Annotated in this window: 28 protein-coding genes and 2 tRNA genes; 11 read left to right on the plus strand and 19 right to left on the minus strand. The window is 54.6% G+C overall.

The features are described 5' to 3' along the window. Nucleotides 1-18: 18 nt before the first annotated feature. Nucleotides 19-159 carry a hypothetical protein gene (locus tag SP99_RS24580; protein WP_003857665.1) on the minus strand — a complete coding sequence of 47 codons (141 nt, stop codon included), beginning with the start codon at nt 157-159 and terminating at the stop codon, nt 19-21. A gap of 125 nt (nt 160-284) precedes the next feature. Between SP99_RS24580 and SP99_RS09400 the strand changes: the two genes are divergently transcribed. Then, nucleotides 285-1,067: an MBL fold metallo-hydrolase gene (locus SP99_RS09400; protein ID WP_047958377.1), complete on the plus strand. Its 783-nt coding sequence runs from the start codon at nt 285-287 to the stop codon at nt 1,065-1,067. A gap of 72 nt (nt 1,068-1,139) precedes the next feature. Continuing rightward, nucleotides 1,140-1,775 (plus strand): carbonic anhydrase, encoded by a 636-nt coding sequence (locus SP99_RS09405; protein ID WP_025758321.1) that lies wholly within the window; start codon nt 1,140-1,142, stop codon nt 1,773-1,775. A gap of 28 nt (nt 1,776-1,803) precedes the next feature. On the opposite strand, the gene SP99_RS09410 is transcribed toward SP99_RS09405, so the two are convergent. The 4 genes from SP99_RS09410 to mdtK form a co-directional block, all read right to left on the minus strand. Next, the gene (locus SP99_RS09410) at nt 1,804-3,399 is read right to left on the minus strand and encodes an FAD-NAD(P)-binding protein (RefSeq protein WP_047958378.1); all 1,596 of its coding nucleotides are present in this window, start codon (nt 3,397-3,399) and stop codon (nt 1,804-1,806) included. A gap of 117 nt (nt 3,400-3,516) precedes the next feature. Next, nucleotides 3,517-3,593, minus strand: a tRNA-Val gene (locus tag SP99_RS09415). Between the two features lie 4 nt (nt 3,594-3,597). Then, nucleotides 3,598-3,674 (minus strand) — tRNA-Val (locus SP99_RS09420). A 153-nt stretch (nt 3,675-3,827) separates the two neighbouring features. Further along, entirely contained in the window at nt 3,828-5,201 is a 1,374-nt protein-coding gene (gene mdtK / locus SP99_RS09425; protein WP_047958379.1) for an MdtK family multidrug efflux MATE transporter, read from the minus strand. A gap of 226 nt (nt 5,202-5,427) precedes the next feature. Between mdtK and SP99_RS09430 the strand changes: the two genes are divergently transcribed. Next, nucleotides 5,428-6,069 carry a riboflavin synthase gene (locus SP99_RS09430; RefSeq protein ID WP_025758324.1) on the plus strand — a complete coding sequence of 214 codons (642 nt, stop codon included), beginning with the start codon at nt 5,428-5,430 and terminating at the stop codon, nt 6,067-6,069. A gap of 30 nt (nt 6,070-6,099) precedes the next feature. Here the strand turns inward: SP99_RS09430 and cfa are convergent, their stop codons facing one another. Together cfa and punC are read right to left on the minus strand one after the other, a co-directional pair. Continuing rightward, nucleotides 6,100-7,248 carry a cyclopropane fatty acyl phospholipid synthase gene (cfa, locus tag SP99_RS09435; protein WP_047958380.1) on the minus strand — a complete coding sequence of 383 codons (1,149 nt, stop codon included), beginning with the start codon at nt 7,246-7,248 and terminating at the stop codon, nt 6,100-6,102. A gap of 297 nt (nt 7,249-7,545) precedes the next feature. Beyond that, complete coding sequence (gene punC / locus SP99_RS09440; RefSeq protein WP_047958381.1) at nt 7,546-8,745, minus strand: purine nucleoside transporter PunC; 1,200 nt, start codon at nt 8,743-8,745, stop codon at nt 7,546-7,548. A gap of 115 nt (nt 8,746-8,860) precedes the next feature. Between punC and punR the strand changes: the two genes are divergently transcribed. Beyond that, nucleotides 8,861-9,772: a DNA-binding transcriptional activator PunR gene (gene punR / locus SP99_RS09445; protein WP_047958382.1), complete on the plus strand. Its 912-nt coding sequence runs from the start codon at nt 8,861-8,863 to the stop codon at nt 9,770-9,772. Between the two features lie 16 nt (nt 9,773-9,788). On the opposite strand, the gene purR is transcribed toward punR, so the two are convergent. Then, nucleotides 9,789-10,814, minus strand: a complete 1,026-nt coding sequence (gene purR, locus SP99_RS09450) for an HTH-type transcriptional repressor PurR (protein WP_014883552.1) — start codon at nt 10,812-10,814, stop codon at nt 9,789-9,791. Between the two features lie 297 nt (nt 10,815-11,111). On the opposite strand from purR, the gene cydH reads away from it, so the two are divergent. Next, nucleotides 11,112-11,201 (plus strand): cytochrome bd-I oxidase subunit CydH, encoded by a 90-nt coding sequence (gene cydH / locus SP99_RS24585; protein WP_032672537.1) that lies wholly within the window; start codon nt 11,112-11,114, stop codon nt 11,199-11,201. A 163-nt stretch (nt 11,202-11,364) separates the two neighbouring features. After that, nucleotides 11,365-12,531: an MFS transporter gene (locus SP99_RS09455; protein WP_025758329.1), complete on the plus strand. Its 1,167-nt coding sequence runs from the start codon at nt 11,365-11,367 to the stop codon at nt 12,529-12,531. Nucleotides 12,532-12,569: 38 nt separating this feature from the next. Here the strand turns inward: SP99_RS09455 and sodB are convergent, their stop codons facing one another. Further along, nucleotides 12,570-13,151 (minus strand): superoxide dismutase [Fe], encoded by a 582-nt coding sequence (sodB, locus tag SP99_RS09460; RefSeq protein ID WP_047958383.1) that lies wholly within the window; start codon nt 13,149-13,151, stop codon nt 12,570-12,572. Nucleotides 13,152-13,273: 122 nt separating this feature from the next. Next, the gene (locus tag SP99_RS09465) at nt 13,274-14,056 is read right to left on the minus strand and encodes a C40 family peptidase (protein WP_047958384.1); all 783 of its coding nucleotides are present in this window, start codon (nt 14,054-14,056) and stop codon (nt 13,274-13,276) included. A 338-nt stretch (nt 14,057-14,394) separates the two neighbouring features. On the opposite strand from SP99_RS09465, the gene grxD reads away from it, so the two are divergent. Beyond that, nucleotides 14,395-14,742: a monothiol glutaredoxin 4 gene (grxD, locus tag SP99_RS09470; protein ID WP_003832760.1), complete on the plus strand. Its 348-nt coding sequence runs from the start codon at nt 14,395-14,397 to the stop codon at nt 14,740-14,742. A gap of 44 nt (nt 14,743-14,786) precedes the next feature. On the opposite strand, the gene rnt is transcribed toward grxD, so the two are convergent. The 5 genes from rnt to eptA all read right to left on the minus strand — a co-directional run bounded on the left by rnt (nt 14,787) and on the right by eptA (nt 19,460). Next, nucleotides 14,787-15,437 (minus strand): ribonuclease T, encoded by a 651-nt coding sequence (gene rnt / locus SP99_RS09475; RefSeq protein WP_045284926.1) that lies wholly within the window; start codon nt 15,435-15,437, stop codon nt 14,787-14,789. A 96-nt stretch (nt 15,438-15,533) separates the two neighbouring features. Next, on the minus strand, nt 15,534-15,941 hold the full coding sequence (gene gloA / locus SP99_RS09480; protein WP_013096923.1) for a lactoylglutathione lyase: 408 nt from the start codon (nt 15,939-15,941) through the stop codon (nt 15,534-15,536). Between the two features lie 101 nt (nt 15,942-16,042). Further along, a complete protein-coding gene (locus tag SP99_RS09485; protein WP_047958385.1) occupies nt 16,043-17,140 on the minus strand; it encodes an alkene reductase in 1,098 nt (365 codons plus the stop codon). A gap of 53 nt (nt 17,141-17,193) precedes the next feature. Beyond that, entirely contained in the window at nt 17,194-17,793 is a 600-nt protein-coding gene (locus SP99_RS09490) for a TetR/AcrR family transcriptional regulator (RefSeq protein WP_047958386.1), read from the minus strand. A 41-nt stretch (nt 17,794-17,834) separates the two neighbouring features. After that, a complete protein-coding gene (gene eptA / locus SP99_RS09495) occupies nt 17,835-19,460 on the minus strand; it encodes a phosphoethanolamine transferase EptA (protein WP_047958387.1) in 1,626 nt (541 codons plus the stop codon). Nucleotides 19,461-19,609: 149 nt separating this feature from the next. Between eptA and SP99_RS09500 the strand changes: the two genes are divergently transcribed. The 3 genes from SP99_RS09500 (at nt 19,610) to sodC (ending at nt 21,393) form a co-directional block, all read left to right on the plus strand. Continuing rightward, entirely contained in the window at nt 19,610-19,849 is a 240-nt protein-coding gene (locus SP99_RS09500; protein WP_014883562.1) for a DUF1289 domain-containing protein, read from the plus strand. A 48-nt stretch (nt 19,850-19,897) separates the two neighbouring features. After that, a complete protein-coding gene (locus SP99_RS09505) occupies nt 19,898-20,794 on the plus strand; it encodes an aldo/keto reductase (protein WP_045284923.1) in 897 nt (298 codons plus the stop codon). A gap of 80 nt (nt 20,795-20,874) precedes the next feature. After that, nucleotides 20,875-21,393, plus strand: a complete 519-nt coding sequence (gene sodC / locus SP99_RS09510; protein ID WP_047958388.1) for a superoxide dismutase [Cu-Zn] SodC — start codon at nt 20,875-20,877, stop codon at nt 21,391-21,393. Here sodC and SP99_RS09515 read toward each other — a convergent pair. From SP99_RS09515 to SP99_RS09525, 3 genes are read right to left on the minus strand one after another with little or no spacing between them, the layout of a single operon-like run. Then, nucleotides 21,372-23,405, minus strand: a complete 2,034-nt coding sequence (locus SP99_RS09515) for an FUSC family protein (RefSeq protein WP_047958389.1) — start codon at nt 23,403-23,405, stop codon at nt 21,372-21,374. The genes sodC and SP99_RS09515 overlap by 22 nt on opposite strands. Next, nucleotides 23,405-24,265 (minus strand): efflux RND transporter periplasmic adaptor subunit, encoded by an 861-nt coding sequence (locus tag SP99_RS09520; RefSeq protein ID WP_047959795.1) that lies wholly within the window; start codon nt 24,263-24,265, stop codon nt 23,405-23,407. The genes SP99_RS09515 and SP99_RS09520 overlap by 1 nt, the downstream gene beginning before the upstream one ends. A 2-nt stretch (nt 24,266-24,267) precedes the next feature. Further along, nucleotides 24,268-24,504 (minus strand): DUF1656 domain-containing protein, encoded by a 237-nt coding sequence (locus tag SP99_RS09525; RefSeq protein WP_025758344.1) that lies wholly within the window; start codon nt 24,502-24,504, stop codon nt 24,268-24,270. 186 nt (nt 24,505-24,690) lie between these two features. Here SP99_RS09525 and slyA point away from each other — a divergent pair, with 186 nt between their 5' ends. Next, complete coding sequence (gene slyA / locus SP99_RS09530) at nt 24,691-25,131, plus strand: transcriptional regulator SlyA (RefSeq protein ID WP_021241135.1); 441 nt, start codon at nt 24,691-24,693, stop codon at nt 25,129-25,131. Nucleotides 25,132-25,167: 36 nt separating this feature from the next. Here the strand turns inward: slyA and SP99_RS09535 are convergent, their stop codons facing one another. Then, nucleotides 25,168-26,529, minus strand: a complete 1,362-nt coding sequence (locus tag SP99_RS09535; RefSeq protein ID WP_047958390.1) for a sensor domain-containing diguanylate cyclase — start codon at nt 26,527-26,529, stop codon at nt 25,168-25,170. Nucleotides 26,530-26,611: the final 82 nt, after the last annotated feature.

Below are 26,611 nucleotides of genomic sequence, written 5' to 3' on the forward strand. Positions count from 1 at the left end.
CTTGCCGGTGCTTTTTACTTAGATCTTGCAGGCGTCGCCGCAGTCGTCGTCGGCGACAATCGCCTGCGCTTTTTTATCTGCGTCGTCCAGACGTTCCGCATTACGCTCTTCAGCTTCATCCAGACCGTTAAAAACTAAGTTATCGAGATCAATTTCCATGTGGCACCTGCTATGTTCAGTTTTTGATACTGGCAGAGTATAGGGCAAAAAACGCCAGCAATGTACCTCGCAGCACATAACGATAATCCCTGCCATACTCAGTGCTTTATCGCTGAGGAGCGCACATGATTACACTCTGTAAAACCTGCGGAACCGCCTATGATGCACAGCCGGAAAGATGCCCTATTTGCGAGGATGAACGCCAGTACGTGCCTGCTTCGGGCCAGGCATGGATCGATTTCGACACCGTAACCGCCACGCATACCAACAAATGGCAGCAGCTGGAGCCGCGGTTGTTCGGCATCAAAACGGTCCCCGCCTTTGCTATCAACCAGCGAGCCCTGCTCCTGCGAACGCCTCACGGTAATATCCTCTGGGACTGCATTGCCAACCTCGACTCCGCAACCCAAACGCTCATCACCGCGCTTGGCGGCATCAGCGCGATGGCGATTTCACATCCGCACTATTACACCACCATGCAGGAGTGGGCTGCGGCGTTTGATGCGCCGTTATATCTGCACGCCAGCGACAGAGAGTGGGTCATGCGTGGCAGCCCGGCCATTCAATTCTGGCAGGGGGATGCGCTGGAGATTTTCCCGTCTGTCACCCTGCTGCGTCTGGGCGGGCATTTTGCGGGTGGAACGGTGCTGCACTGGCAGGAGGGCGATGGCGCATTGCTGGTGGGGGACATCCTGCAGGTCACGCCGGGTAAAGACGCCGTCTCGTTTATGTGGAGCTATCCTAACTATCTCCCGCTACCGGCCCGTACCGTAGAGTCAGTTGTGAATCATCTCGAAGGCAAAAAATTTGCACGCCTGTATGGCGCCTTCGAGGGGCAGAACATCCAGGCCTTCGCGGACGCCATTGTGCAGCGGTCGGGCCAGAAATATATTGCTTGTCTGAAGTAAACCACGATGGGTACACTTTACGAGTGTGATCGCGATCATACCTAAACTAAAACAGATAAAAGAGACATTGCTATGCAACATATCATTGAAGGTTTTCTCAGCTTTCAAAAAGAGATTTTCCCGCAACGTAAAGAACTCTTCCGCAGTTTAGCGTCCAGCCAGAATCCCAAAGCGCTGTTCATCTCATGCTCCGACAGCCGTCTGGTCCCAGAACTGGTCACCCAGCAAGAGCCGGGACAACTCTTTGTCATTCGTAATGCTGGCAACATTGTGCCACCGTTTGGCCCCGAGCCTGGCGGTGTGTCTGCAACCATCGAATACGCGGTTGTGGCGTTGGGCGTCACGGATATCGTCATTTGTGGTCACTCAAACTGTGGCGCGATGAAGGCGATCGCCGATAACGCCAACCTGGAGCCGATGCCAGCGGTGTCACACTGGCTGCGCTATTCCGACGCGGCAAAAGCGGTGGTTGAGAAGAAAACCTGGGATAAGCCGATCGATAAAGTTAACGCGATGGTGCAGGAGAACGTGTTTGCGCAGCTGAGCAACATTAAGACCCATCCGTCCGTTGCGGTGGGCCTGCGCAATAACTCCATCCGCCTGCACGGCTGGGTGTACGACATTGAAAGCGGCGAAATTCTTGCCCTGGATAAAGGGACGAAAACCTTCGTTTCGCTGTCTGAAAACCCGGAAGTCTTCTTCGAGTAATCATCGACAGCAGGGCAAGGATGCCCTGTCAGCTCTCACTGTACGGTAATCTCCGCCGCAATCCCGACGCGGGCTTCTCTGCCGCTTTCGCCATCGCCTCCGCAACCTCTGCACACTCTGCCAGTCCCTGAACGAAGGGATGATCGTGCATTAGCCACGGTATCGCGCCGAAAGCGATTTTCCCGCGCACCGTGTCAGGCGCTTTCAGGGTGTAATCTTCGCCAATATCGGGTATCTCATCGCCCGTTGCCTGCAGCTGTTTGCGCAGCGTCGGGAAGGGCAGATCTTTCGTTTTGAGCGGCTTTTGTCCGCGTGCGTCAATAAACACGTCGAAACGATACACGCGCTCTTGTGTGGTGATCACCGTCTGGTCGCTGCCTGCGTCAAGGGTGTAATCGTCGCCGAGCGCTGCCACGCTAATGATGCCGGCCTCGCGCAGCGCAAGCAGCCGGCGAATAGACTGCGGAGGGATGGCGGCATAGTTGTCGATAAACACCCGGGCCAGCCCTGTTTTGAAGCGCTGGCTGTCCTGCTCATTAAGGTGGGGGACAATCTCCTGAACCACCTCATGCAGCCGAAGCACGGTATAGCGCCAGGCCACGGTGCGCCGTTCACGTTTGTTGCGCTCAACCTCGTTGAGATTCTCTTCCGCCCAGGTAAAGGGGTCGTGCCGTTTTCGATCCTCAAACCAGGCATCACGAATGCTGTCCGCATCTAGCTTATGCAACGACATTTTCTCGCACCACGCCGGATCGGCGAGCTCCAGCTCGTTGACCATCAGCGCAAAGATGCGGTCAAGCAGGCCATCTGGCCCTTTGCCGATCTCGGTTTCAACCCTGAATTCGGTCAATACTGACAGCGGCTCGTAAGGAATAGGGCAGTAAAAGTCGGCTTCCGGCAGAATGCCCGTCCGGGACATCAGGACGATGTTTAATGCTTCACTGCCTTGATCCAGCACGAATTTATCGTCGCGAAACGCGCCATGCTGCATCACCACCGCCATGGCCGCGTCAAGGCCGCTTAACGATGTTCCCATAATGCCGACGCGGCACGGTGGAATGCTGGCGTCCATCAGACCGGACCACGGACTTGGGAAGAATGCGCGCGTGGCCTCGTCCTCGTCCGGCCAGACGTGACCGGTGGCGATCACCGCGAGATCGAAGCGTTCGGGAAACGCCTTATCGTTGACGCAAAGCGTAACGCCAGTCGTCGAGGGAATAACGTCGGTCACCCGGGAAGATTCATGGATGTCCACCTGGAACCCCAGTTTTTTTGCCTCATTAACGATTGTTCGAAAGCTGTCGCGAAAATATTCCCCCAGCAGGATCCGCGGCAGAAACTGCCGGTCATGCAACCGGGCTTTATCCACCTTAAAGCGCGCCAGATGGTCGTCGCTCTGCTCCTTAAGCCAGTCCAGGTAGGTCATAAACAGAGGGGGGATCTCAATACTCGCGATGTTTGCCAGCATCAGACGCGAGTTATCGTCGTCGTTATAGGGCATCCCTACGCCCGCTTCATCAGCCTGTTCAAAGACCGAGACCGAAAGCGGCTGCGGGTTTTTAAGCAGCGCGTAAAAGGTATAAATCCCTGTAGGGCCGGAACCGATAATGGCGATTTTTTTCATCGACGGTTTTCCTCATTTTTTCCATGAGAAAAGCGTAGCAGGAGAACAGTGATGAAAATAAGGGATTAGGAAAATTCAGGTTATCAGAAGAAGATTTGCACCATTTCAGGACTGAAATGGTGCGTCCGAGTGGACTCGAACCACCGACCCCCACCATGTCAAGGTGGTGCTCTAACCAACTGAGCTACGGACGCAGAATGGTGCGTTCAATTGGACTCGAACCAACGACCCCCACCATGTCAAGGTGGTGCTCTAACCAACTGAGCTATGAACGCAACGTGTTGTCGGTGACAACGGGGACGAATATTAGCGGCACAGCACCAATGAGGCAAGAGGGAAAATGCATTTTTCTCTCTGATTTCACGCGATTGCTTCATTACCGCGCAAAGTGAAGAGAAAGTAGCCGCCAGCAGGCGGCTACTGCGTATTTAACGTGCAGCGCGTTGCAAAATGATGGTGGATGGCTGGCGCTGCAGGAAGCGCATCCGCATCATCATCATGACAGCCGCCGACGTCAGGCCGATGATAAAGCCCATCCAGAACCCTGCAGGCCCCATACGTTCCACAACCAGATCGGTCAGGGCCAGGATATAACCACATGGCAGACCTAACACCCAGTAGGCGATGAAGGTGATAAAAAAGATCGAACGCGTGTCTTTATACCCACGCAGCACGCCGCTGCCAATCACCTGGATGGAGTCAGAGATCTGGTATATCGCCGCCAGCAGCATCAGGTGTGATGCCAGAGCGACCACTTCCGGATTGTCGTTATAGAGCAGGGCAATCTGCTCCCGCAGTGCAACGGTGAAGAGCGCCGTACAGATCGCCATGCAGACACCGACGCCAAGCCCGGTGCGCGCGGCCGTTTGCGCATCCAGCGTCGAGCCCTGACCCAGGCGGAAGCCCACGCGGATCGTCACAGCTGCCGCCAGCGACATCGGCAGAACGAACATCAGGGAACTGAAGTTCAGCGCAATCTGGTGCCCGGCCACGTTCACAATGCCCAGCGGGGAGACCAGCAGGGCGACCACGGCAAACAGGGTAACCTCAAAGAACAGAGCCAGGGCAATCGGTAACCCTAACTGCACCAGACGCGTCATGATGCCCCAGTCCGGGGTGCTAAACCGGTTATCGTTACGAATATCGCGCATTGAGCGGGCGCGTTTTACAAAGGTGAGCATCGACAAGAACATCACCCAGTAAACGGCAGCTGTTGCCACGCCGCAGCCGACACCGCCCAACTCCGGCATCCCGAAATGACCATAAATAAAGACATAGTTAACCGGAATATTGACCAGCAACCCAATAAAGCCCATCACCATGCCGGGTTTGGTTTTCGCCAGACCTTCACACTGGTTACGCGCTACCTGGAAAAAGAGATATCCTGGCGTGCCCCAGAGCAGGGCGCGCAGATAGCCTACGGCTTTATCAGCCAGTGCCGGGTCAATATTATGCATCGCGCGGATGATATGGCCCGCGTTCCAGAGCACGACCATAATCAGCACCGAGACAAACCCTGCCAGCCAGAAGCCCTGGCGGACCTGATGGGCAATGCGTTCGCGACGGCCCGAGCCATTGAGCTGAGCGATAACCGGCGTGAGCGCGAGCAGCAGACCGTGGCCGAACAGGATGGCCGGGAGCCAGATTGACGTGCCGATGGCAACGGCCGCCATGTCGGTGGCGCTGTAACCACCTGCCATTACCGTATCCACAAATCCCATTGCGGTCTGGGCCACTTGCGCGATGATCACTGGTATAGCCAGTGCCAATAACTGGCGCGCTTCATTCATGTACTTCTGCACGTGAACACCTTTATTTTGTAGTTATTTGAGAGACTAAAAAAGCCGCCGAAACGGGCAGCAAAAAGAAAATGCAGGGGGGTGCCAGCTATTGTAGCGGGCTTTAGCTATTTATCTAGTGAAAAAATCGCCAGAAAATGCGCTCCGCTGGCAACCTGTTTTTCCAACTGTTATTGTGGTGGGATTAAAACGGTGTCACCACCGTCCGGAAAAAACAGGAGTTGTAAGCATGTTTACTGGTATTGTGCAGGGCATCGCCAAAGTGGTGTCCATTGATGAAAAACCGAATTTCCGTACTCATGTTGTTGAGCTGCCGGAATATATGCTTGAGGGCATCGAAACCGGCGCCTCGATTGCCCATAACGGCTGTTGTCTGACCGTGACCGAAATTAACGGCAACCAGATCAGCTTTGATTTAATGAAAGAGACGCTGCGCATCACCAACCTGGGCGAGCTGGTGGTGGGAGATACCGTCAACGTTGAGCGGGCGGCGAAGTTCAGCGATGAGATTGGCGGCCATCTGATGTCGGGACATATCATGACCACCGCTGAAGTGGCGAAAATCGTAACCTCGGAAAATAACCGTCAAATCTGGTTTAAAATGCAGGATCCGTCATTAATGAAATACATACTCTATAAAGGATTTATTGGCATTGATGGGATTAGTCTGACGGTGGGTGAAGTGACGCCAACGCGTTTTTGTGTGCATTTAATTCCTGAAACGCTGCAGCGCACCACGCTTGGGGCGAAAAAGCTGGGACAGCGCGTGAATATTGAAATCGATCCGCAAACCCAGGCGGTGGTCGATACGGTTGAGCGTGTACTGGCGGCAAAAGAAGCCGCAATAATAAAGGCGGCGGAAGAAGAATAAAAAATAACCCCGGCTGTCCGGGGTTATTTTTTAGCGTGCGACACGTAATCCGTGTTCAATGCCACGGCTGAAGACAACCTGCCAGAGCTGAATATCCCGTGCGCGAAACGCGCCCGCGCAGGCATTCAGATAATAGCTAAACATCCGTTTGAATCGTTCAGAATAGTTGTCCGCAATCTCCGGCCACGCTTGCTGGAAACGTTCATGCCACGCCATCAACGTGGTGTCGTAATCCGCGCCAAAGTTGTGCCAGTCTTCCATCACGAAATGGGATTCACTGGCGTTGGCAATCTGGCGAACGGAGGGTAAACAGCCATTCGGAAAGATGTACTTGTTGATCCACGGGTCAACGTTATTGTCGGTCCGCTTAGAGCCGATGGTATGCAGCAGGAAGAGTCCGTCCGGTCGTAAATTACGGTCCACCACCTCAAAATAGGTGTCGTAGTTTTTCGGTCCTACGTGCTCGAACATGCCCACGGAGACGATCCGGTCAAATTGTTCGTTCAGGTCACGGTAATCCTGCAGGCGGATATCCACATCGAGCCCCTGGCAGCGTTCCCGGGCCATTTTTTGCTGCTCGGCCGAAATCGTCACGCCCACCACGCTGACGCCATAGTGTTTCGCCATAAACCAGGCCAGCCCACCCCAGCCGCAGCCGATATCCAATACGCGCATACCGGGCTGTAACTGAAGCTTCTCGCTGATCAGACGCAGCTTGGCCTGCTGAGCCTCTTCAAGCGTCGTTGCCTCTTTCCAGTAGGCGCAGGAGTATTGCATGAAAGGGTCCAGCATACGGCTGAACAGGTCGTTGCCCAGATCGTAATGCTCTTTGCCGACGATCCATGCGCGTTTTTTACTTTGCAGATTAAACAGTCGGGCAGAGGCAACACGCAGGGTGTCTTTGAGATTGCGGGGAAGTTGATTTTCCAGACCAGCGCGCAACACGCTGGCGAAAAAGATATCCAGCCGTTCACACTCCCACCAGCCGTCCATATAACTTTCTCCCAGCCCTAACGATCCCTCGCGCAATACGCGTTTAAAAAAGTCGGGATGTTTGACCTGGGGATCGGATGGCGAAGATCCGTTAATAGTGATGCCTGCACGACCCAACAGTTCACTGACGATCCGGGACCAGTTGTCGTCCGGAACGCTGACTTCTTCTATACACGATGAACTCATAGCTTCTCCATCACCCTGATGTGATCAGAACCTTCAAACAGCGTAGACGCTTTTTTTGGTTTGTGAGAAATCTCACGGTAAATACCGCGAGGCTAGTATCCGACGTAGAACAGAGGAAGGGAGATAACCCTTGCCGAAATGCCTTCCATGGTAAAACGGGAGCACTCCGGCTCCCGTTAACGCATAATAATTATCGTATTTATCGAACCAAATTTAGTATAGGCCTCAAAATTTGGTGATTCAACAGAAAATTGTTAGCAACCTAATTACTGAAAATTAACATGATATCCGGCGCAATCAGGCATGTGAGGTTTCCACTCCAGCGCCGTTATCCTGCTCACGCTGGGCGGAGGCCTGCATACGATAGCCCATCACTGCCAGCGCAACGGTTACCAGCATCACGCTGGTGGTCGTCAGCAGCGGCGTGGCAATCAGCGCAGAGACGACCAGGCTTGCCAGGAAGCACAGCCCCAGTTGCAGGGTGTTCTGCAGCGCGGCGGCGCGACCGGTCGCCTGTGGGAAGGGACGGAGCGCCTGCGCCACAACAATCGGGTAGATGGCCCCGTTCGCGATGGCCATGACACAGAAAGGCATCAAAATTTCTGCCAGGCCCGCACCCGGAATAAACCCAACGGCCCAGGTGCCAATGACGCTCAACGCATACAGCACCAGCAGCCATGGCAGCATCTGCTGACCTTCCCATTTTTGCAGCGCCGCGCGGCAGCCGTACCCGCCCACCAGGAACGCGATGGTTTGCGGAACATAGCTCAGCCCGATAGCCGCCGGGCTGTAGCCCATATCATGCAGAATAAACGGCGACCCGGTGAGCCATGCGAAGAAGCTGGCCGAGCAGGCGGCATAGATCAGGACATTACCGCGATACGCTTTGGCGCTCAGCAGGGTGGTGAAGGTGATCGGCTTTGCGTCAACATGTACGTCTTTTTTGTGCGCAGGCTTGAGGGCGAACGCCGGCAACATCAGCACCAGCGTGATGGCAAACAGCGTGGCAAAAATGGCCTGCCAGTCAAAGTGCGCAAGGATCCAGCTGCCCAGCAGCGGCGCGAGGGCAGGTGAGAGCCCCACCAGCGGCATAATGGTGGCGAAAATACGGTTTGTGCGGTTAGCCGGATAGTAGTCGGTGACCAGCGCCTGCCAGGTTACGGCTGCGGCACAGACCCCCACAGCCTGAATAAAGCGCAGCACCAGCAGCCAGGTGGCATCGCGGACCCAGAGCATCCCCAGACAGCCCACGGCAAAAATCGCCAGGCCCAGCAGTAATACCGGTTTACGACCAAAGCGATCCGAGAGCGGTCCCCAGAGCAGCTGTGCGAAAGCAAAACCGGCGAGGAACAAACTCAGGCTGGCGCTGATGGCCGCGGCAGGGGTTTGCAAATCTTCCTGCATCGCGGCAAAAGCCGGCAGGTACATATCGGTGGCCAAAAAGCCCAGCACGCTTAAGCCGCCAAGCCAGACTAAAAAACCTTTCCTGGGTTGCATTATTTTCTTCTCCTGAAGGAGGCAGGTGTACGTTGGCGCTGAGTGTATGTAGTGCAAAGCCGCTTGTGAAACGCTAATATTTGGCGGGTGCATTCAAATTTTTTGCAGGCAGAAAATGTGGTCAGATTATTCTCTTGAAGTGGTCGATGCTGTCGCGCGTAACGGCAGCTTTAGCGGTGCGGCGCAGGAGCTGCACCGCGTCCCGTCGGCTATCAGCTACACGGTGCGTCAGCTTGAGGAGTGGCTGGCGGTTCCACTGTTTGAACGGCGCCATCGCGATGTGGAATTAACGCCCGCAGGGGCGTGGTTTTTGAAGGAAGGGCGTTCTGTTATCAAAAAAATGCAGATCACCCGCGAACAGTGCCAGCAGATCGCAAACGGCTGGCGGGGTCATCTTTCCATTGCGGTGGACAATATCGTTAAGCCGGAGCGCACCCGGCAGATGATCGTGGATTTCTATCGACATTTTTCCGATGTCGAACTGCGGGTCTCACAAGAGGTATTCAACGGCGTCTGGGATGCGCTGGCGGACGGCAGGGTGGAGATGGCGATTGGGGCCACACAGGCGATCCCGGTCGGGGGGCGTTACGCCTTTCGTGATATGGGGATGCTGAGCTGGAAATGCGTGGTGGCCAGCGATCACCCCCTGGCGGCGCTGGAAGGACGGCTGAGCGACGATACGCTGCGCAACTGGCCATCGCTGGTGCTGGAGGATACCTCCCGTTCATTACCCAAGCGCATCACCTGGCTGCTGGATAACCAGCGGCGCGTGGTGGCGCCTGACTGGGAATCGTCAGCAACGTGCCTCAGTGCCGGGCTGTGCGTCGCGATGGTGCCCGCTCATTTTGCGCGTCCCAGAATTGATACCGGAGAATGGGTTGAACTGACGCTGGAGAATCCCTTCCCGGATGCGGCCTGCTGCCTCACCTGGCAACAAAATGACATCTCGCCCGCCATGGCCTGGCTGCTGGATTATCTGGGAGACAGCGAAACGCTAAACCGGGAATGGTTACGGGAGCCAGCATAGCTGGCCCCGTACAAAATTAACGACGGTAGTCGCGGAACGGACCATCCGCAACGGAACGGCGTTCGATAAGACGCGGATGAACTTCAATGGACTGCGACTCTTCGCGCTTGTTGACGATCCTGTCCAACAGCATATTGAAAGCCGTTTCACCCAGTGAATCTTTCGGCTGGTGAATGGTGGTCAGCGCGGGGGTAAAGAAGCGCGCGTTACGCACGTTGTCATACCCGATCACCGAAATATCCTGCGGTACGCGCAGACCCAGCTCATCGGCTGCGCAGAGCGCGCCCATCGCCATGATGTCACCCCCGCAGAAAACAGCGGTTGGGCGGTGCTGCTGGGAGACAATCTGCTGCATCGCGCGGTAGCCTGATTCCGGCTCAAAGTCTCCCTGTACGATCCAGTTTTCCGGTACGGTGATCAGCGCTTCTTCCATCGCTTTCATAAAACCGGCCAGACGGCCCGCGCCGGTGTTACGCTCCAGAGGCCCCGGGATCACGCCAATCTCACGGTGACCGCGCTCGATCAGGTAACGACCGGCCATATAGCCGCCTTCAAAGGCGTTATCGATGACGGAATCGGTGAAATCCGCTCGCGCTTCACCCCAGTCCATCACCACCATGGGGATATGGCGATACTCTTCCAGCATCGACAGCACGGATTCCGGGTATTCGGAACACATTACCAGCAGGCCATCCACGCGCTTTTGCGCCATCATCGACAGGTAGGCGCGCTGTTTTTCAATGCTATTCCACGCGTTGCCCAGAATCAGGGTATAGCCTTTCTGGAAGCAGTTTTTCTCTACCGCCTCGATGATCTCGGCAAAATAGGCCGCTTCACTGCTGGTGGCCAGCAAGCCAATGGACTTGGTGTGATTCACCTTGAGGCTACGCGCAACCGCACTGGGTGAGTAGTGCAGCTCTTTGATTGCCGCCCAGACGGCGTTGCGCGTCTCTTCCGCCACAAAGCGGGTTTTGTTAATTACATGTGATACGGTTGTAGTGGAAACGTTTGCGCGTTTTGCTACGTCTTTAATTGTTGCCATTAAATGTCACTCCAGACCATATCCTAAACTCCTGAAAAACTTGAAGGTAAACGTTTGCCTTCTCTCACCCTTATCACGCAATCTTGAATTGCGGCACGCCGGGAAAACGACACGGGACGTCAGGAGGGGGTCAATGGCCGGTACGCTAATAAATTTAGCGTGGAATTTTGTCCTATCTTGATGAAAAGGGGAAGAGGTAAAGTGGTTATCAGTTTAAATCCAGGAAGATTTTTGACGTAAACTGTGCAAAAATGAGCAGGCTCACTTTTCGTGGGGGGATTAAAAGGAGAAAAATTGATGAGTGCCGATCTGAAGTTTTCGCTGTTCACCACCCTTATTGTGCTGGCGCTGATTGTTGCCGCAGGCCTGACGGCGGCGCTGCACTGATTTACGCGCAGGGAGCGCACGCTCCCTGCGGCTGTTCCAGATTGTTACATCTACGGCAAAAATCTTTTGCCATTTTGTTAACTTCTCATTTTTTGTGATTGATGTCATGCTTTGCGCTTCTTTGTTCTGTGTCACCACATGACACGGCATCCGGAGTTGACGCATGAAAATCAATTTTCCCCTGCTGGCCCTGGCGATTGGCGCTTTTGGGATTGGCACCACTGAATTCTCCCCGATGGGGTTACTGCCTGTTATCGCCCGCGGCGTGGACGTCTCGATCCCTGCGGCAGGCATGTTAATCAGCGCCTATGCCATCGGCGTGATGGTAGGCGCCCCGCTGATGACGCTGCTGCTTTCACACCGCGCGCGTCGCAATGCGCTGATTTTCCTGATGGCGATCTTTACCCTCGGTAACGTGCTTTCCGCCATTTCTCCGGACTACACCACCCTGATGCTGTCACGCATTCTGACCAGCCTTAACCACGGCGCCTTCTTTGGGCTGGGGTCAGTTGTAGCGGCAAGCGTGGTGCCAAAACATAAGCAGGCGAGCGCCGTAGCCACCATGTTTATGGGGCTAACGATTGCCAACATTGGCGGCGTTCCTGCGGCTACCTGGCTGGGTGAAGTGATTGGCTGGCGAATGTCGTTCCTGGCGACGGCCGGGCTGGGCGTGGTCGCGATGGTGGCGTTATTCTTCTCTCTGCCAAAAGGCAGTGCCGGTGAACGTCCTGACGTGCGCAGGGAGCTGTCGGTGTTGATGCGCCCGCAGGTGCTTTCCGCACTGTTGACCACCGTGCTGGGGGCAGGCGCGATGTTTACCCTCTACACCTATATTTCACCGGTGCTGCATGACATCACCCACGCGACGCCACTCTTTATTACCGCAATGCTGGTACTGATTGGCGTGGGCTTCTCGATTGGCAACTATCTGGGTGGTAAATTTGCCGACCGTTCCGTGAGCGGGACGCTGAAGGGCTTCTTAACCCTGCTGATCGTCATCATGATTGCTATTCCGTGGCTGGCACGTAATGAGTTTGGGGCGGCCGTTGCGATGGTCGTCTGGGGCGCTGCCACCTTTGCCGTGGTACCACCGCTGCAGATGCGCGTGATGCGCGTCGCCCATGAAGCGCCGGGCCTTTCATCCTCAGTCAATATTGGTGCCTTCAACCTGGGCAATGCGCTGGGGGCGGCAGCCGGAGGGGCGGTGATTTCGGGTGGTCTGGGCTACAGCTTTGTGCCGGTGATGGGGGCGATTATTGCCGCGCTCGGCCTGCTGCTGGTAATGATGTCGGGTCGTAAACAGCCAGAAGCAGCCTGCGCTGCAGAGTAAATAAAAAACGCAGAAGGGGAGCCCCTTCTGCGTCTTGCTTACGCGGCGAAGTTCTTCGCCACAAACTCCCAGTTAACCAGTGCCCAGAAGTGCTCCAGGTAGTTCGGACGCGCGTTACGGTAATCAATGTAGTAAGCGTGTTCCCAGACGTCCACGGTCATCAGCGGTTTAGCGCTGGTGGTCAGCGGAGTGCCCGCGTTAGAGGTGGAAACGATAGCCAGTTTGCCATCAGCCTCTTTGACCAGCCACGTCCAGCCAGAGCCGAAGTTCTTGATGGCGGCATCGGTGAACTTCGCTTTGAAATCTGCAAAGCTGCCGAAAGCGGCGTTAATGGCGGCTGCCAGTTCACCAGCGGGTTCGCCACCAGCATTCGGCGCCAGGCAGTGCCAGTAGAAGGTGTGGTTCCACACCTGGGCCGCGTTGTTAAATACGCCACCCTCTGAGCTGCGGACAATCTCCTCCAGCGTTTTGCCTTCGTATTCGGTGCCCTTGATCAGATTGTTCAGGTTGGTGACGTAGGTCTGGTGATGTTTGCCGTAGTGATATTCCAGGGTTTCCGCAGAAATGTGCGGTGCCAGGGCGTCTTTTGCATACGGTAGTGCAGGTAATTCGAACGACATTGCTTCTCTCCTTATTGTATTTTGCGTTGCCAATAACCACACAGACAACAGGGACAGGATAGCAAATTGAAAGGCTATGCAAAAGAGGAACTTACCCTGCCACAGATGTGGCAGGGCAGGGGTTAGCGAATGGTTTTCGGCGTCATGACGCGACGGGCGCCGACGTAGTGGCGAACCCAGTAGTCTTCACTGAGAGAGGTGATCTGAATATCCTGGCCACTACGCGGCGACTGGATGAATTTGCCGTTGCCAACATAAACACCGACGTGGTCAGCGGTGCCGCGGCCCTGAGTGCGGAAGAACACCAGATCGCCGTTTTCCAGCTCACCACGGTTAACCGGGGAGGCATCGCGCAGGTGGTACATCTCATTGGCGGTACGGGGAATACGGAACTTGACCAGATCTTTATAGGCGTAATAGACGAGGCCGCTGCAGTCAAAACCGGTACGTGGCGACGTGCCACCCCAGCGATAAGGTTTGCCAATTTGACCCATCAGTTTGTTCATTGCGGTTTTTTGCGCTTTCTGAACACGCACTTTATGCACTTCCGCTAATTTCGTGACCTTTGTACATTTCGCTTTGTGGCCTTTACGCGTGATGCACTTTTCAGTCACGAGGTTAGCGGCGGTCTGTGAGGCTTTACTTTTGGCGGTGCGGGGGGTGCGGGCAGTGCGGGAAGAGGTTGTTTTCGTCTTGCTGGAAGCGGTCTGTTTCGTGTGAGTCGGTGTTTTTTTCTTGTCGTTCTTAGCGGTGGTTTTTTTCTTACGTTCTGTGGTTTTCACCAGATGGTTTTTTTGTACAGCAGAATGCCGCGCCTGTTGAGAGGCGTTTGCCACTGGCGTGAAAGTGAGTGATGTAAACAGTAAAGCACAGAGCGTGATCGAGATTTTATTTATCCGCGCCACTGGGCAGTCCCCTGATATATGCAGGTCATCAATAATACCCGCGTGTGATTTACAAAGCCCGTCGATTCTAATCCATAAAAACAGAGAATGTTAATAGCATTTTTCACTCTCCAGGCCTGTTTCGTTAGCAAGTGCAAAAAAATTCATCGTTCTGTCGCACATTTGTCCGTCCCCTAAGCAAAACCCTGACAGCCGAAGGGGTAAACACCATTTGCAATGCAACTTTTCGTGACTCAGGGTAGAATATATAAACGTGACAAAAATGTTATTTTCCGATGCCAGTCTGACCCGCTACAATGTCAGACGAATGCCGTAACAGAAGTTTAAGGAAGCAAGACATGAGCACCACTATTGAAAAAATCCAGCGCCAGATCGCTGAAAACCCGATTCTGCTGTATATGAAAGGTTCTCCGAAGCTGCCAAGCTGCGGCTTCTCCGCGCAAGCGGTTCAGGCGCTGTCCGCCTGTGGTGAGCGTTTTGCTTACGTTGATATCCTGCAGAACCCGGACATCCGCGCTGAGCTGCCAAAATACGCTAACTGGCCGACTTTCCCGCAGCTGTGGGTAGATGGTGAACTGGTTGGCGGTTGCGATATCCTGATCGAAATGTATCAGCGCGGCGAACTGCAGCAGCTGATCAAAGAGACGGCGGCTAAGTACAAAACTGAAGAGCCTGACGCGGAGTAATTTTCTGCGCAAATAAAAAAGCGACCTTAAGAGGTCGCTTTTTTTTATTCTTCGCTGTCGCCCATCGGCAGCGGCCAGCCGCCCAAACGCTTCCAGCGGTTGACGATCTCACAGAACAATTCTGCGGTGCGCTCCGTGTCATACAGAGCGGAATGGGCCTGCGTGCCGTCAAATGCTATACCTGCCGTGATACAGGCCTTTGATAACACCGTTTGTCCCAACGCCAGGCCGCTCAGTGCGGCGGTGTCGAAGGTCACAAAGGGATGGAAAGGGTTTCGTTTGAGCGAAGCACGTTCCGCGGCGGCCATGGTAAAGCTGTGATCGAAGGTGGCGTTGTGCGCCACCATGATGGCGCGGCTGCAGTTGCTCTCTTTCATGCCTTTACGCACCATTTTGAATATGGCGTGCAGCGCATCATATTCACTGACGGCACCGCGCAATGGGTTATGCGGATCGATACCGTTAAACGCCAGTGCTTCCGGCTGTAAATTTGCCCCTTCGAAAGGCTCTACGTGGAAATGCAGCGTGGTGTCTGGTGTAAGCCAGCCCTGTTCATCCATCTTCAGCGTGATGGCGGCAATCTCGAGCAGCGCATCGGTTTTAGCGTTAAATCCGGCTGTTTCTACATCAATGACAACGGGATAAAAACCACGAAAACGGTCGCACAGACCGCTAAATTGAGCGTTATCGGACATCAGGGTCTCTTACATGGGGAAAAAAGCAGTGCGCATTATGGCAAATTTTGGCAGGGGATGCAGTAAAACTACGGGCGCATGTTGCGCCCTGAGGGATCAGTTGCCCAGACCGCGACCGGCGTCTTTGGCTTCAATCAGCTCGATTTTGTAACCGTCCGGATCTTCCACAAACGCAATCACGGTGGTGCCGCCTTTTACCGGGCCCGCTTCGCGCGTGACGTTACCGCCGTTGCTGCGAATGCGTTCACAGGCTTCGGCCGCGTTGTCCACTTCCAGTGCGATATGACCATAGGCCGTGCCCAGCTCATAGCTGTCTACGCCCCAGTTATAGGTCAGTTCGATAACCGCTTCATCCGTTTCCGGGCCGTAACCCACAAACGCCAGCGAGTATTTGTATTCCGGGTTTTCGCTGGTGCGCAGCAGTTTCATACCCAGTACGTTAGTGTAGAAATCAATAGAACGTTGCAGATCGCCAACGCGCAGCATGGTGTGAAGTAGGCGCATAATTTCCTCATTAACCTGTGGAATAGACTGTTTTTTTTGAACAGAAACGATGTTTTAGTATAGCGGCGAAAGGTCGCCGCTATCAATCAACAATGGTGAGATTACAGGGAAGGGTAGTCGGTGTAGCCTTCCGCGCCGCCGCCGTAGAAGCTTTCCGGGCGCTGCGGGTTGAGTGCTGCTTTCTGCTGCAGACGGGCAACCAGATCCGGGTTGGCAATGTAATCGCGACCAAACGCGACGGCATCGATCAGACCTTTATTGATCAGATCTTCGGCTTTCTCAGGCGTATAGGCCCCTGCACCGATGATCACACCGTGGAAGCGTTCGCGCACTTTCTGGCGGAAGGCTTCAGTGTAAGGCTTACCGCCGGCCCAGTCCGGTTCGGACATGTGCAGGTAAGCTATACCGCGTTTCGCCAGCTCTTCAATCAGATAGAGCGCGTCGGCTTCTTCATTCGGGCCGTTATCAACGTTCTGGAAAGAACCGATTGGGGAGACACGGATCCCGATACGGTCCGGGCTCCACTCTTTACATACCGCATCCACTACTTCCAGTACCAGACGGGCACGATTTTCAACGCTGCCGCCGTACTGGTCGGTGCGGTGGTTAGAAGACGGTGACAGGAACTGGTGCAGCAGATAGCCATGGGCGGAGTGCAGTTCAATCAGGTCAAAACCCGCTTCACGCGCGTTGGCCACCGCCTGACGGAAGTCGTTCACGATGCCCGGGATCTCCTCCAGCTCAAGGGCGCGTGGCATTGAGGTATCCACACGGATCGCATTACCGTTTTCATCACGCAGGGAGGTCCGGGTATTGGCGCTCAGGGCCGACGCGGAGACCGGCGCCTGTCCGCCAGGCTGGATGCTGCTATGGGAGATACGGCCGGTATGCCACAGCTGAACCGCAATGCGCCCTTCTTCAGCGTGAACGCCCGCGGTGATTTTCTGCCATGCCGCGATCTGTTCCGGGCTGTGAAGCCCTGGCGCACCGGCATAACCTTTGGCCTGAGCAGAAATCTGCGTGGCTTCGGTGATGATCAGGCCAGAGCTTGCGCGCTGACGATAGTATTCACCCATCAGTGGCGTGGGGATATCACCCGGCTCAATACTGCGCAGACGGGTAAGCGGAGCCATGAACACGCGGTTTGGCGCCGTAACAGCACCCACTTTTAAGGGGGTAAACAGTTTTTCAGCTGACATAGAGACTCCTGAGTAGACCAGTCGACTAGTAATGAAATAAATAAAAACGCCCGTTAAATGCCAGGCGCAGTAATGCTGCTTTTCACATGTGCCAGGGCGCTTTCCAGCGGCACGGCACTGCGCGAAATTTTTGCCTGCAGGTTAGCCCCTAACCAGAGCGCGTATAACACCTGCGCCTGGGTGAGAGGCTCGCCGGAAAAGGCCAGCGTTTTCTCATTACGGCCTTTTTCCAGCGCCTGGGCCAGCAGGGCGATCACGCCGCTGGCCCCTTTATCCATCGCCGCGCGCATATCTTCAGAGAGATCGCACACTTCGGCAGACAGTTTTACCGTCAGACATCCGCTGATAATGCCCTGCTGACAGAACTGGTTCAGCGTTTCCTGATAGTAGTTCAGAACACGATCGCGATAGTTACCTTCGCCCGAGGCAAAGTGGGTTGCCAGGCGCTGGTGGTAGCCCGCGTAATGACGCTCAAGCATCGCCACGCCAAAGGCCTCTTTGGACCGAAAGTAGTGATAAAACGACCCTTTCGGTACCTCAGCGGTTTTTAACAGCTCGCTCAACCCCATCCCGGTAAACCCGCGATGCATACAAAGTCGCTCGCCGGTGGCCAGTAAATGTTCGCGGGTATCGTGTTCAGTATGTCTGCTCATGAGCGCACTCTAATAGACCGTTCGGTCTAATGCAAGCGGGTTTACTGCCGACATGCGTTCAAAATATCCAGCTGCTGTTGATAAACCTTTGATTTCACGTCCATCATACCCAGTACGGTTGAGAACAAATTGTCCTGGGAAACCGCATTTTTTGCTGCATGGTCACGTAAACACTGTTCGTTAATGCCAAAGTTCTTCGCATAGTCCGGGGAAAGCCAGAACATAAACGGAATGTGCGTTTGCTGCTCCGGTGCCAGCATATACGGTGTACCGTGCAGATAAATACCGCTTTCACCCAGGGATTCCCCGTGATCCGAGAGGTAGATCAGCGCAGTGTTCATGCTCCCCTGGCGCGCTTTCAGCGCATCGACGGTTTTGCTGACCACGCTGTCGGTATACAGAATGGTGTTGTCATAGGTGTTCATCAGCGCCTGGTGATCGCAATCCTGAATTTCATTGGTGTCGCAGGTAGGGGTGAACTTACGGAAATTATCCGGATAGCGGCGGTAGTACGCCGGGCCGTGGCTGCCCATCAGATGGATAACCAGCACCGTGTCCTGCTTCAGGCCGTCCAGCACGTTGTCCAGACGGTAGAAATTGACATCGTCGAGGCAGGATTTGTCTTTACAGAACTGATCCAGCTTCCATTGCGTCATGTCGGTATGGGGCACGCGATCGCAGGCACCTTTACAGCCGCCGTCGTTGTCGCGCCACAGCAGGTTAATACCCGCATGTTTAAGCACGTCGAGCAGCCCTTCCTGATGATGCGCGAGGTCGGCATCGTATTTGCTGCGCGTCATGCCGGAGAACATGCAGGGAACGGAAACGGCGGTTTCAGTGCCGCAGGAGGTGGCCTGCGGGAAGTTAATGATATCCTGCTTTTTCAGCTCCGGATTGGTTTCACGTCCGTAACCGTTCAGGGAGTAGTTCGCCGCGCGAGAAGCCTCGCCGACGACCAGCACCAGAACCGTTTTCTTCTGTTGGCCTGCAATCAGTGGGCCCTTATGCGCATCTTCGCCAATCCGCACCAGCGTTTGATCGCCTGCAAACCAGCGCATTTTGCTGTACTTCACCATGGCGCTGACATAGTTCGCCGGGGTCACCATTTTGACGATGCTTTTGTTATTGCGAAACAGCGACGCGTAATCTTTATAAAACACCGCGGCAACCAGAATAATGACCAGCAGGGCGCCGAGCAGTGCGGCAACGCGTGTCAGCAGAGCATACCACCATTTCCCGGTATGAATGCGGGTCAACGCCAGCACCACGGAAGGAACGAGGCCGGCAATGACAATCCACAAAATCATTTGCGGCGTGACCAGCGCGGTGGCTTCCTGAGAGTTGGTTTCGAACACGTTCACAATCATGTTCTGATCGATCACCGCGCCGTAGGTGTACATGAAATAGGTCGCTGCCGCACAACCCATCGTTAACACGATCAGCAGCGGCTTACGGATAAACGGAATATTGAGCAGGCTAAAGACAATCACCCAGCCGCAAAACAGCACCAGCGGTACGGACGCGGCAAAGAGAACGTCATGCAGATGAGCAGGGGCGATAATCGCCCAGCTGCGCTGGATAAACAGCCCATTAATCAGCGTAAAGAAGAGTGCACAGCCCAGAGTAAATTTTATGTCGTTACATTGTAACTTTTTCATTAACCACATCGAACGGGAAACCTGTCATTGTCATGATGGGGCGAGTATAGAGAGTGAAGATTAGTGAAACCTTAATGCCACAAATCTGTGGTAAAGCGCTTGCACGTGGCGTGTTTAACGTCTTCACTGTAGATGAGAGCGGTATTACGGAGGTGAGTGTGGCAGAGCAACTGGAGTTTTTCCCTATCCAGAGCCCGTGCCGGGGGATTTGTCAGGTAGATGAACGCGGATATTGCCGCGGGTGCATGCGCACCCGTGATGAACGTTTTAACTGGCAAAACTTCAGCGACACGCAAAAGCAGGAGGTGCTGCGACTTTGTCGACAGCGTCTTCTGCGCAAAATACGCGCAAACAAAGCCGCTGAGACCGAAGAACCCCAGCAACCTTCACTTTTTTAACACGGTAATTGCGTATACTCATGACATTACATCCTTGAGGAAAATGTTATGGTTCAGCGAATTACCCTTGCCCCCCAGGGGCCAGAATTCTCCCGTTTTGTGATGGGCTACTGGCGCCTGATGGACTGGAATATGTCCCCCCTCCAGCTGGCGAGCTTTATTGAAGAGCATATCGATCTGGGCGTCACCACGGTCGATCATGCGGATATTTACGGTGGCTACCAGTGTGAAGCCGCGTTTGGCGAGGCGCTTAAGCTGGTACCCGCACTCCGGGATCGCATGGAGATCGTCACGAAGTGTGGGATTGCCACCACGGCGAAACCGGAACACGCCCTTGGGCATTACATCACCGACAGCGCGCACATTATCAAGAGCGCTGAGCAGTCGCTGGTCAACCTGGCAACCGATCGCATCGACCTGCTGCTCATTCACCGCCCGGACCCGCTTATGGATGCCGATGAGGTGGCAGAAGCCTTCCTGAACCTGCATCAGAGCGGCAAAGTGCGTCACTTCGGCGTCTCAAACTTTACCCCGGCGCAGTTTGCACTGCTTCAGTCTCGCCTGCCGTTTACCCTGGCCACCAACCAGGTTGAGATCTCCCCGGTACACCAGCCGCTGCTGCTGGACGGGACGCTCGATCAGCTCCAGCAGCTGCGCATTCGCCCGATGGCCTGGTCGTGCCTGGGGGGCGGGCGCCTGTTCAATGATGATGAATTCCAGCCGCTGCGCAACGAGCTGGAAACTGTCGCCCGCGAACTGAACGCCGGGAGCATTGAACAGGTGGTTTACGCGTGGATCTTGCGTCTACCGTCAAAACCACTGCCAATCATTGGTTCCGGCAAAATCGAGCGCGTGCGTGCTGCGCTGGGGGCGGAAGCGCTGCAGATGACCCGTCAGCAGTGGTTCCGCATACGCAAGGCCGCGCTGGGTTACGACGTGCCTTAATCCGCCAGAAGCTGACTTTCCGGTGAAATCTTTGCCTCTGGTATACACTTAAGGGGCAAAAAATAACCAGCGGAGGTCATATGAAGCGTTTTGCTCTGGCACTGGTCACGCTGGTTGTTTGCGCAGGGGCGCAGGCAGCCAGCGACGAAGTGGAAATGAATCTCGTCACCTCTCAGGGTGTGGGTCAGTCCATCGGAACGGTGAAAATCACTGAAACCGATAAAGGACTGGAGTTCGCCCCGAACCTTAAACCACTCCCTCCCGGCGAACATGGTTTTCATGTTCATGCCAAAGGCAGCTGTCAGCCCGCGTTAAAAGAGGGGAAACCGTCGGCGGCGGAAGCGGCAGGCGGCCACCTTGACCCGCAGCACTCTGGCAAGCATGAAGGCCCGGAAGGTATGGGACATCTGGGCGATTTGCCCGTGCTGGTGGTGAATAACGACGGTAAAGCCACAGAGCCCGTTGTCGCCCCGCGTCTGAAAAAGCTGGATGAGGTGAAAGGCAAAGCGCTGATGATCCACGTCGGCGGCGACAATATGTCCGATCAGCCTAAACCGCTTGGCGGCGGTGGGGCACGCTATGCCTGCGGGGTGATCTGATCCCCAATTGTGCCTGGTGGCGGTGCCTGTTCCAGTTGTGACAGCGAGCAGTGCAGCCGCCAGATTATTGAGGCCAAATCACGGGCTGCGGGGAGGTGATGTCGCGCCAGGGTATCGCAGATCCGCTGCAGTTCATTCAGCGTGGCTTCCAGCGGCCGCTGCTGGACCCCGCGTTCACTCATGACATCGCGCAGCAGGGAGATGCACACATCACGAACCTGCGACAGTGGATCGGAACGCGTTTCCCATGCCCGAAGCTGCCAGACCACGTGTGAACAGTTCAACAGCACCACGCCCCAGCGCAACAGCCAGCGTCGGGAAAGCGCATCCTGGCTGTTATTCAGCTGGCTGACGTGGTGATAAACCAGCGATTCATACTCACTTTCACGCAGATGCGGTTTACGGCTGAGCTGGTCGACAAAGCCCCGGCGTAGCTCCCGGATGTGCCGGCGGCTCTTGCGTGCATCGGAGCCGGGACGCAACACGGCGAATGCCAGCCAGGCCAGCCCCACGCCCAGGATCTTCGCCAGATTGTCATTAAGAAAGTCGGCGTAATCATAAACCGGCGGATTCGTGACCGAGATAAACGATCCCATAAAGACAATCAGCTGTCCCCAGAGACCGGCCAGTTTTGGCATTTGCAGCTTCATAAGCTGCATGGTCGTTAACAATGGGAACAGGAACAGCAGGAACTGCCACAGATCGCTTACCTGCACCATCAGGCCAAATTTCACCACAAAACTGAACAAGGACAGCAGCACCAGCGTGCGCAGCAGAAGCGTCAGGGAGTTGAACGGCGAGGCCGCGACGGAGTAGAGCACACAGCTGATGGCGGCAAGCGTCAGGGCCGCCGTACCGGATTCCCACTGCGTGGTGATGCTCCACGCGCCGACCAGCATCAGCGCACAGAAGGTGCGAAAACCGCTCCACAGCGCTTCCAGATAGTCGGTATGCCTTGCGAGGGCCGGGCTGCCGGGGACGTTGAATTCTGTCAGTGGAGTCGCATTCTCGACCGCCTTAATCCAGCGACTGCTGCGCAGGTAAAGCCGACAAAAGTAATTCAGACGCTGCCAGAAGGCGCGATGGCGGTAGTCGTACTCATCAACCGGAGCGAGCGGGGCGATGATCCGTGCGACCGTGTAGATGTCTGCATCCGGTCGCGCAAGGACCGCGAGTAGTGTTTCAATCACGGCCCGGGTGTTATCTGGTGGCGATGGCCAGTTGAGCAGCATCCGGCGCAGGCTGGAGATCGCGCTGGTCATCCGTAACTGCTGATGCAGTAAATAATTTAGCAGCGTGTTCTGACGGCGAAAGCGGTAGTGGCTCCAGAACGCCTGAATACGCAGCAGGTTCATCGTCAGGATCTGCCCAATAACCTTTTCATGGGCGAGACGAATATCATCGCTGGTTTCCGGCTGCCACAGCAGGCTCGCATGCTCCAGCAATCGGGTGTGCATGGTTTTCAGCGCGGTGATGAGCGCGGTGCCGTCGGAGGTGCTGGGCAGGATCATCATCATGAAGTCGCCACTGAGGATCCCGACAATCACTTCGCAGACGCGTGCCTGAGCAATATCCCACAGCTCAGTGGTGTCGAGCACGTTTACCACCGGAAAGGCAATGATGGCAGCGGTATAGCCTGCCAGCTGAAACGCGTAGGCGACGTTATTGGTAAAATGGGCGCAGGCCCAGGTGCAACATCCCAGCCACGCCGCCATGCTCAGTAAGAACAGCCAGGGATCGTTCAGCGTATGGCCTGCGATAATTAACGCCGCAGTGGCGCCCAGCAGGCTGCCTGCGATACGGCCAAGGCTTTTGCTGATCACCCCGCCGACGGTGGGGAAACTGACCACCGCCGCAGAGGTCATTGCCCAGTAAGGTTCATCCAGATTCAGATAGTAGGCGACGGACAGCGCAAGACACATGGCAATGCCGTTACGCAGCGCGTAGCGCCACTGGGGACGTGTCGCTTTCATCCACGGCGTGTTTTGCCAGGCGAAAACCGGCAGCTTCATTAACGGTTTCCGATAGAGACAGTGCAGGTCGTGCCGGATACCAGCGTGATGTCCTGCGGTAAACGGTCAAACTCCACGCGAACCGGTACGCGCTGGGCCAGGCGCACCCACGGCACGTTTGGCTTAATGTCTGGTACCAGCCCTGAATCCGTTTCCACGCTTTGATCGTAAATGGCCCGGCCAATGCTGGATACGTGACCCTGTAACTTCTGCGAGCTGCTATAAAGCGTTATCGTGGCAGGCGAACCCGCGCGGATATGACGCAGTTTGGTCTCTTCAAAATAGCCCACAACGTAGAAGGAGTGGCTGTCGACGAGGGCGAAAACGGGTTGTCCGGTGGTGGCATAATTGCCCACACGGGCGGAAAGATTGGTCACCCATCCATCAACGGGTGCGGTTATAACCGTTTGGGTCAACGCCCACTGGGCCTGTTTAAGCGTGGCTTCGGCAACCCTGACGTTCGCCTGCATGGCCTTCACGTTGATATTCGCAGTGTCTAAGTCTTCCGCTGAGATGTAATTTTGCGATAAATGCCGCCGACGGTTAGCCTCGTTATTGGCTTTTGCCAGATCAGACTGGGCTTTTGCCAGCTGCGCTTCGGCATTCAGAATGGCAATGTGGTAAGGGGTATCGTCGATCCGGAATAACACCTCTCCCTTTTTCACGTACTGGTTATCCTTAACCCGCAGCGTCGTGATGCTCCCCGACACCTGAGGCGTGATGCTGACCTGTTCAGCGCGAATTTTTCCGTCTCGCGTCCAGGGCGACTGCATATAAAAATTCCACAACCACCAGCCCGCCACCAGCGCGAGGGCAAGAACAAACAGCGTGGAAAAGTATTTAAGCGTTTTCATAGGTATAGTCACCACACCAGCAAGACAGCAAGGCCCAGACATACGGAGAGGGCAAACAGGGAGAGATCCATCAACATGGGATGCCAGATTTCGCCGGAGTACATCCAGTCGCGAAGCAGACGATGTGCGATGAGCCAGAGCATAAAGCCCACCAGAACGGCTTTAAACAGGGGAGGAAAGTAGACTGACGCACCGAAAATCAGGTCCTGAAGGGGTAAACCCTCCGAGCGATGAAAAAACGTCACGGGCAGAGATCCTTTGCAGTGAACAGAATGCCGCGTTGGCTTGTCTGAGTAAGAGGAAGCATCACAATTCAGTGTAAGTCATACTTTTAAGTTCGATGAATGCAGTATTGCATTTGTTTTGGCAATACAAATGCTGCACACTATTCTAAAATCAGTATAATAACTTAGCAAGCTAATTATAAGGAGATGAAATTGGAATCGCCATTAGGTTCTGATCTGGCAAGGTTGGTACGCGTCTGGCGTGCTCTGATTGACCATCGCCTGAAACCTCTGGAATTAACACAGACGCATTGGGTCACGCTGCACAATATTCATCAGCTGCCGCCCGATCAGTCACAAATTCAACTGGCAAAAGCGATCGGCATTGAGCAACCGTCGCTGGTGCGCACACTTGATCAGCTGGAAGAGAAGGGACTGATCTCCCGACAAACCTGCGCCAGCGATCGTCGCGCTAAGCGGATTAAACTCACAGAGAAAGCGGCGCCCATCATCACTGAGATGGAAGCCGTGATCACCAAGACCCGCGGTGAAATCCTCTCAGGCGTTTCACCGGCGGAGCTGGAAATGCTCATCAGCCTCATTGCACGCCTTGAGCAAAACATCCATGAATTGCAGTCACGCGACTGACATCCAACAAGGCCTTGCACGCGCAAGGCCTTTTTCTTACTTAAAAACCACCACCCGATTACGACCCGTCTCTTTCGCTTCATACATCGCTTTGTCGGCGCTTTCCACGCAGGTTTCTGCGGTTATCGCCGGTGACGTTGCCGTAAATACCCCCATACTGATGGTAATCGGTTCCGGTAGCTGACCGCCGCTGCTGGTTTTATCAAAGCTGCTGAGCTTTAACCGGATGCGTTCAGCCACCTGGTATGCCGCCTCTGATGAGGTGTTGGCCAGCATCAGAACAAACTCTTCTCCGCCGATACGGGCGGCAATGTCCTGTGGGCGCACGGAGTCCATCAGCAGGTTGGCGACGAACTGCAGAACTTTGTCGCCCTGAAGATGCCCGTAGGTGTCGTTGATACGCTTGAAGCGATCGAGATCGCTGACGATAACGGAAACAGGACGGCTAGTTTTGGTGATTTCCAGTGCCTGATTTAACGATTCATAAAAATAACTGCGATTATAAAGTCGGGTGAGCGGGTCGCGAATCGAGTTCTGATACGACTGTTGATACTTGACGTGCGAGTCACGATACAGCCTGAATACATCGTAAAGCAGAACAAAAATAATCAGTAGCGTGGCGATAGTTTCAAATAACCGGGCGCGATACCAGGAGATATCTTCGGCATGCCCACCCGCTAACAGCATTGCAAGCGTGACGATATAGCAGACGCAAAGAAAATTACCTCCCACCCAGAATAAATTACGCACGCGGGTAACAAACATCAGTGTGGCTAATGTTACGACCCAAACGACAATTAATAAAATATTAATGCAGTGGCTCCAGAGCACCATAAACTGACGGGTTTCATTATCAACCAGGTCAATAGATAACAATGGTGAATGACTGGAATAGATCCATGCCAGCAGCACCATAACGGCGGTAAAGAGAAAGGCACTACTGACAATAGCGATATGCGCCATCCGCGAAAGGGGGTGATTGCGCGTGGTATAGAGTATTGCCGCGACGATAATCAATACCGCCATTAAGAGATGACGGAACATGTAATAAATCATCGCATCGTTGTAGTTCACGACGTTGAACTGATAAAGATCCAGCCAGGCGGGAAAGCTGGTCAGCGTTCCGATCATCAACGATGCCGATCCGGCGAAAGCGAAAGCAAACGCGATCAGATATAAGCGTCGCCTGTCACACCAGTATTTCATCGCCATAAAACAGGCAATAAAAAGATGAAACACCAGCAAGAAAATGGTGAGGGTCGGGAACAACAGCGGTGAAAAGGAAGGCACCCATTCAACGAGTTTTGAAAATAGCGTTTGTAATATACCGGTGACAATAATGCAACCGAAACAGAACGAGATATAACGACCTTTTACTGAAAGACGATTCGCAACCATATAAGTTTTAACAAAATTATCATGAGTAAGGGAGAGGTAATTGCGAAGAGTCTAACTAATTAATGCGATAAATACTTTGCGC

Origin of the sequence: Enterobacter sp. BIDMC92, from assembly GCF_001030225.1 — a bacterium.
Lineage (GTDB): Bacteria > Pseudomonadota > Gammaproteobacteria > Enterobacterales > Enterobacteriaceae > Enterobacter > Enterobacter sichuanensis.

Bases quoted from the DNA above. Each gene is read 5' to 3' on its own strand.
- SP99_RS24580 (WP_003857665.1), bottom strand. From the start codon at position 159: ATGGAAATTGATCTCGATAACTTAGTTTTTAACGGTCTGGATGAAGCT.
- SP99_RS09400 (WP_047958377.1), top strand. From the start codon at position 285: ATGATTACACTCTGTAAAACCTGCGGAACCGCCTATGATGCACAGCCG.
- SP99_RS09405 (WP_025758321.1), top strand. From the start codon at position 1,140: ATGCAACATATCATTGAAGGTTTTCTCAGCTTTCAAAAAGAGATTTTC.
- SP99_RS09410 (WP_047958378.1), bottom strand. From the start codon at position 3,399: ATGAAAAAAATCGCCATTATCGGTTCCGGCCCTACAGGGATTTATACC.
- SP99_RS09430 (WP_025758324.1), top strand. From the start codon at position 5,428: ATGTTTACTGGTATTGTGCAGGGCATCGCCAAAGTGGTGTCCATTGAT.
- cfa (WP_047958380.1), bottom strand. From the start codon at position 7,248: ATGAGTTCATCGTGTATAGAAGAAGTCAGCGTTCCGGACGACAACTGG.
- punC (WP_047958381.1), bottom strand. From the start codon at position 8,745: ATGCAACCCAGGAAAGGTTTTTTAGTCTGGCTTGGCGGCTTAAGCGTG.
- punR (WP_047958382.1), top strand. From the start codon at position 8,861: ATGTGGTCAGATTATTCTCTTGAAGTGGTCGATGCTGTCGCGCGTAAC.
- purR (WP_014883552.1), bottom strand. From the start codon at position 10,814: ATGGCAACAATTAAAGACGTAGCAAAACGCGCAAACGTTTCCACTACA.
- cydH (WP_032672537.1), top strand. From the start codon at position 11,112: ATGAGTGCCGATCTGAAGTTTTCGCTGTTCACCACCCTTATTGTGCTG.
- SP99_RS09455 (WP_025758329.1), top strand. From the start codon at position 11,365: ATGAAAATCAATTTTCCCCTGCTGGCCCTGGCGATTGGCGCTTTTGGG.
- sodB (WP_047958383.1), bottom strand. From the start codon at position 13,151: ATGTCGTTCGAATTACCTGCACTACCGTATGCAAAAGACGCCCTGGCA.
- grxD (WP_003832760.1), top strand. From the start codon at position 14,395: ATGAGCACCACTATTGAAAAAATCCAGCGCCAGATCGCTGAAAACCCG.
- rnt (WP_045284926.1), bottom strand. From the start codon at position 15,437: ATGTCCGATAACGCTCAATTTAGCGGTCTGTGCGACCGTTTTCGTGGT.
- gloA (WP_013096923.1), bottom strand. From the start codon at position 15,941: ATGCGCCTACTTCACACCATGCTGCGCGTTGGCGATCTGCAACGTTCT.
- SP99_RS09485 (WP_047958385.1), bottom strand. From the start codon at position 17,140: ATGTCAGCTGAAAAACTGTTTACCCCCTTAAAAGTGGGTGCTGTTACG.
- SP99_RS09490 (WP_047958386.1), bottom strand. From the start codon at position 17,793: ATGAGCAGACATACTGAACACGATACCCGCGAACATTTACTGGCCACC.
- eptA (WP_047958387.1), bottom strand. From the start codon at position 19,460: ATGTGGTTAATGAAAAAGTTACAATGTAACGACATAAAATTTACTCTG.
- SP99_RS09505 (WP_045284923.1), top strand. From the start codon at position 19,898: ATGGTTCAGCGAATTACCCTTGCCCCCCAGGGGCCAGAATTCTCCCGT.
- sodC (WP_047958388.1), top strand. From the start codon at position 20,875: ATGAAGCGTTTTGCTCTGGCACTGGTCACGCTGGTTGTTTGCGCAGGG.
- SP99_RS09515 (WP_047958389.1), bottom strand. From the start codon at position 23,405: ATGAAGCTGCCGGTTTTCGCCTGGCAAAACACGCCGTGGATGAAAGCG.
- slyA (WP_021241135.1), top strand. From the start codon at position 24,691: ATGAAATTGGAATCGCCATTAGGTTCTGATCTGGCAAGGTTGGTACGC.
- SP99_RS09535 (WP_047958390.1), bottom strand. From the start codon at position 26,529: ATGGTTGCGAATCGTCTTTCAGTAAAAGGTCGTTATATCTCGTTCTGT.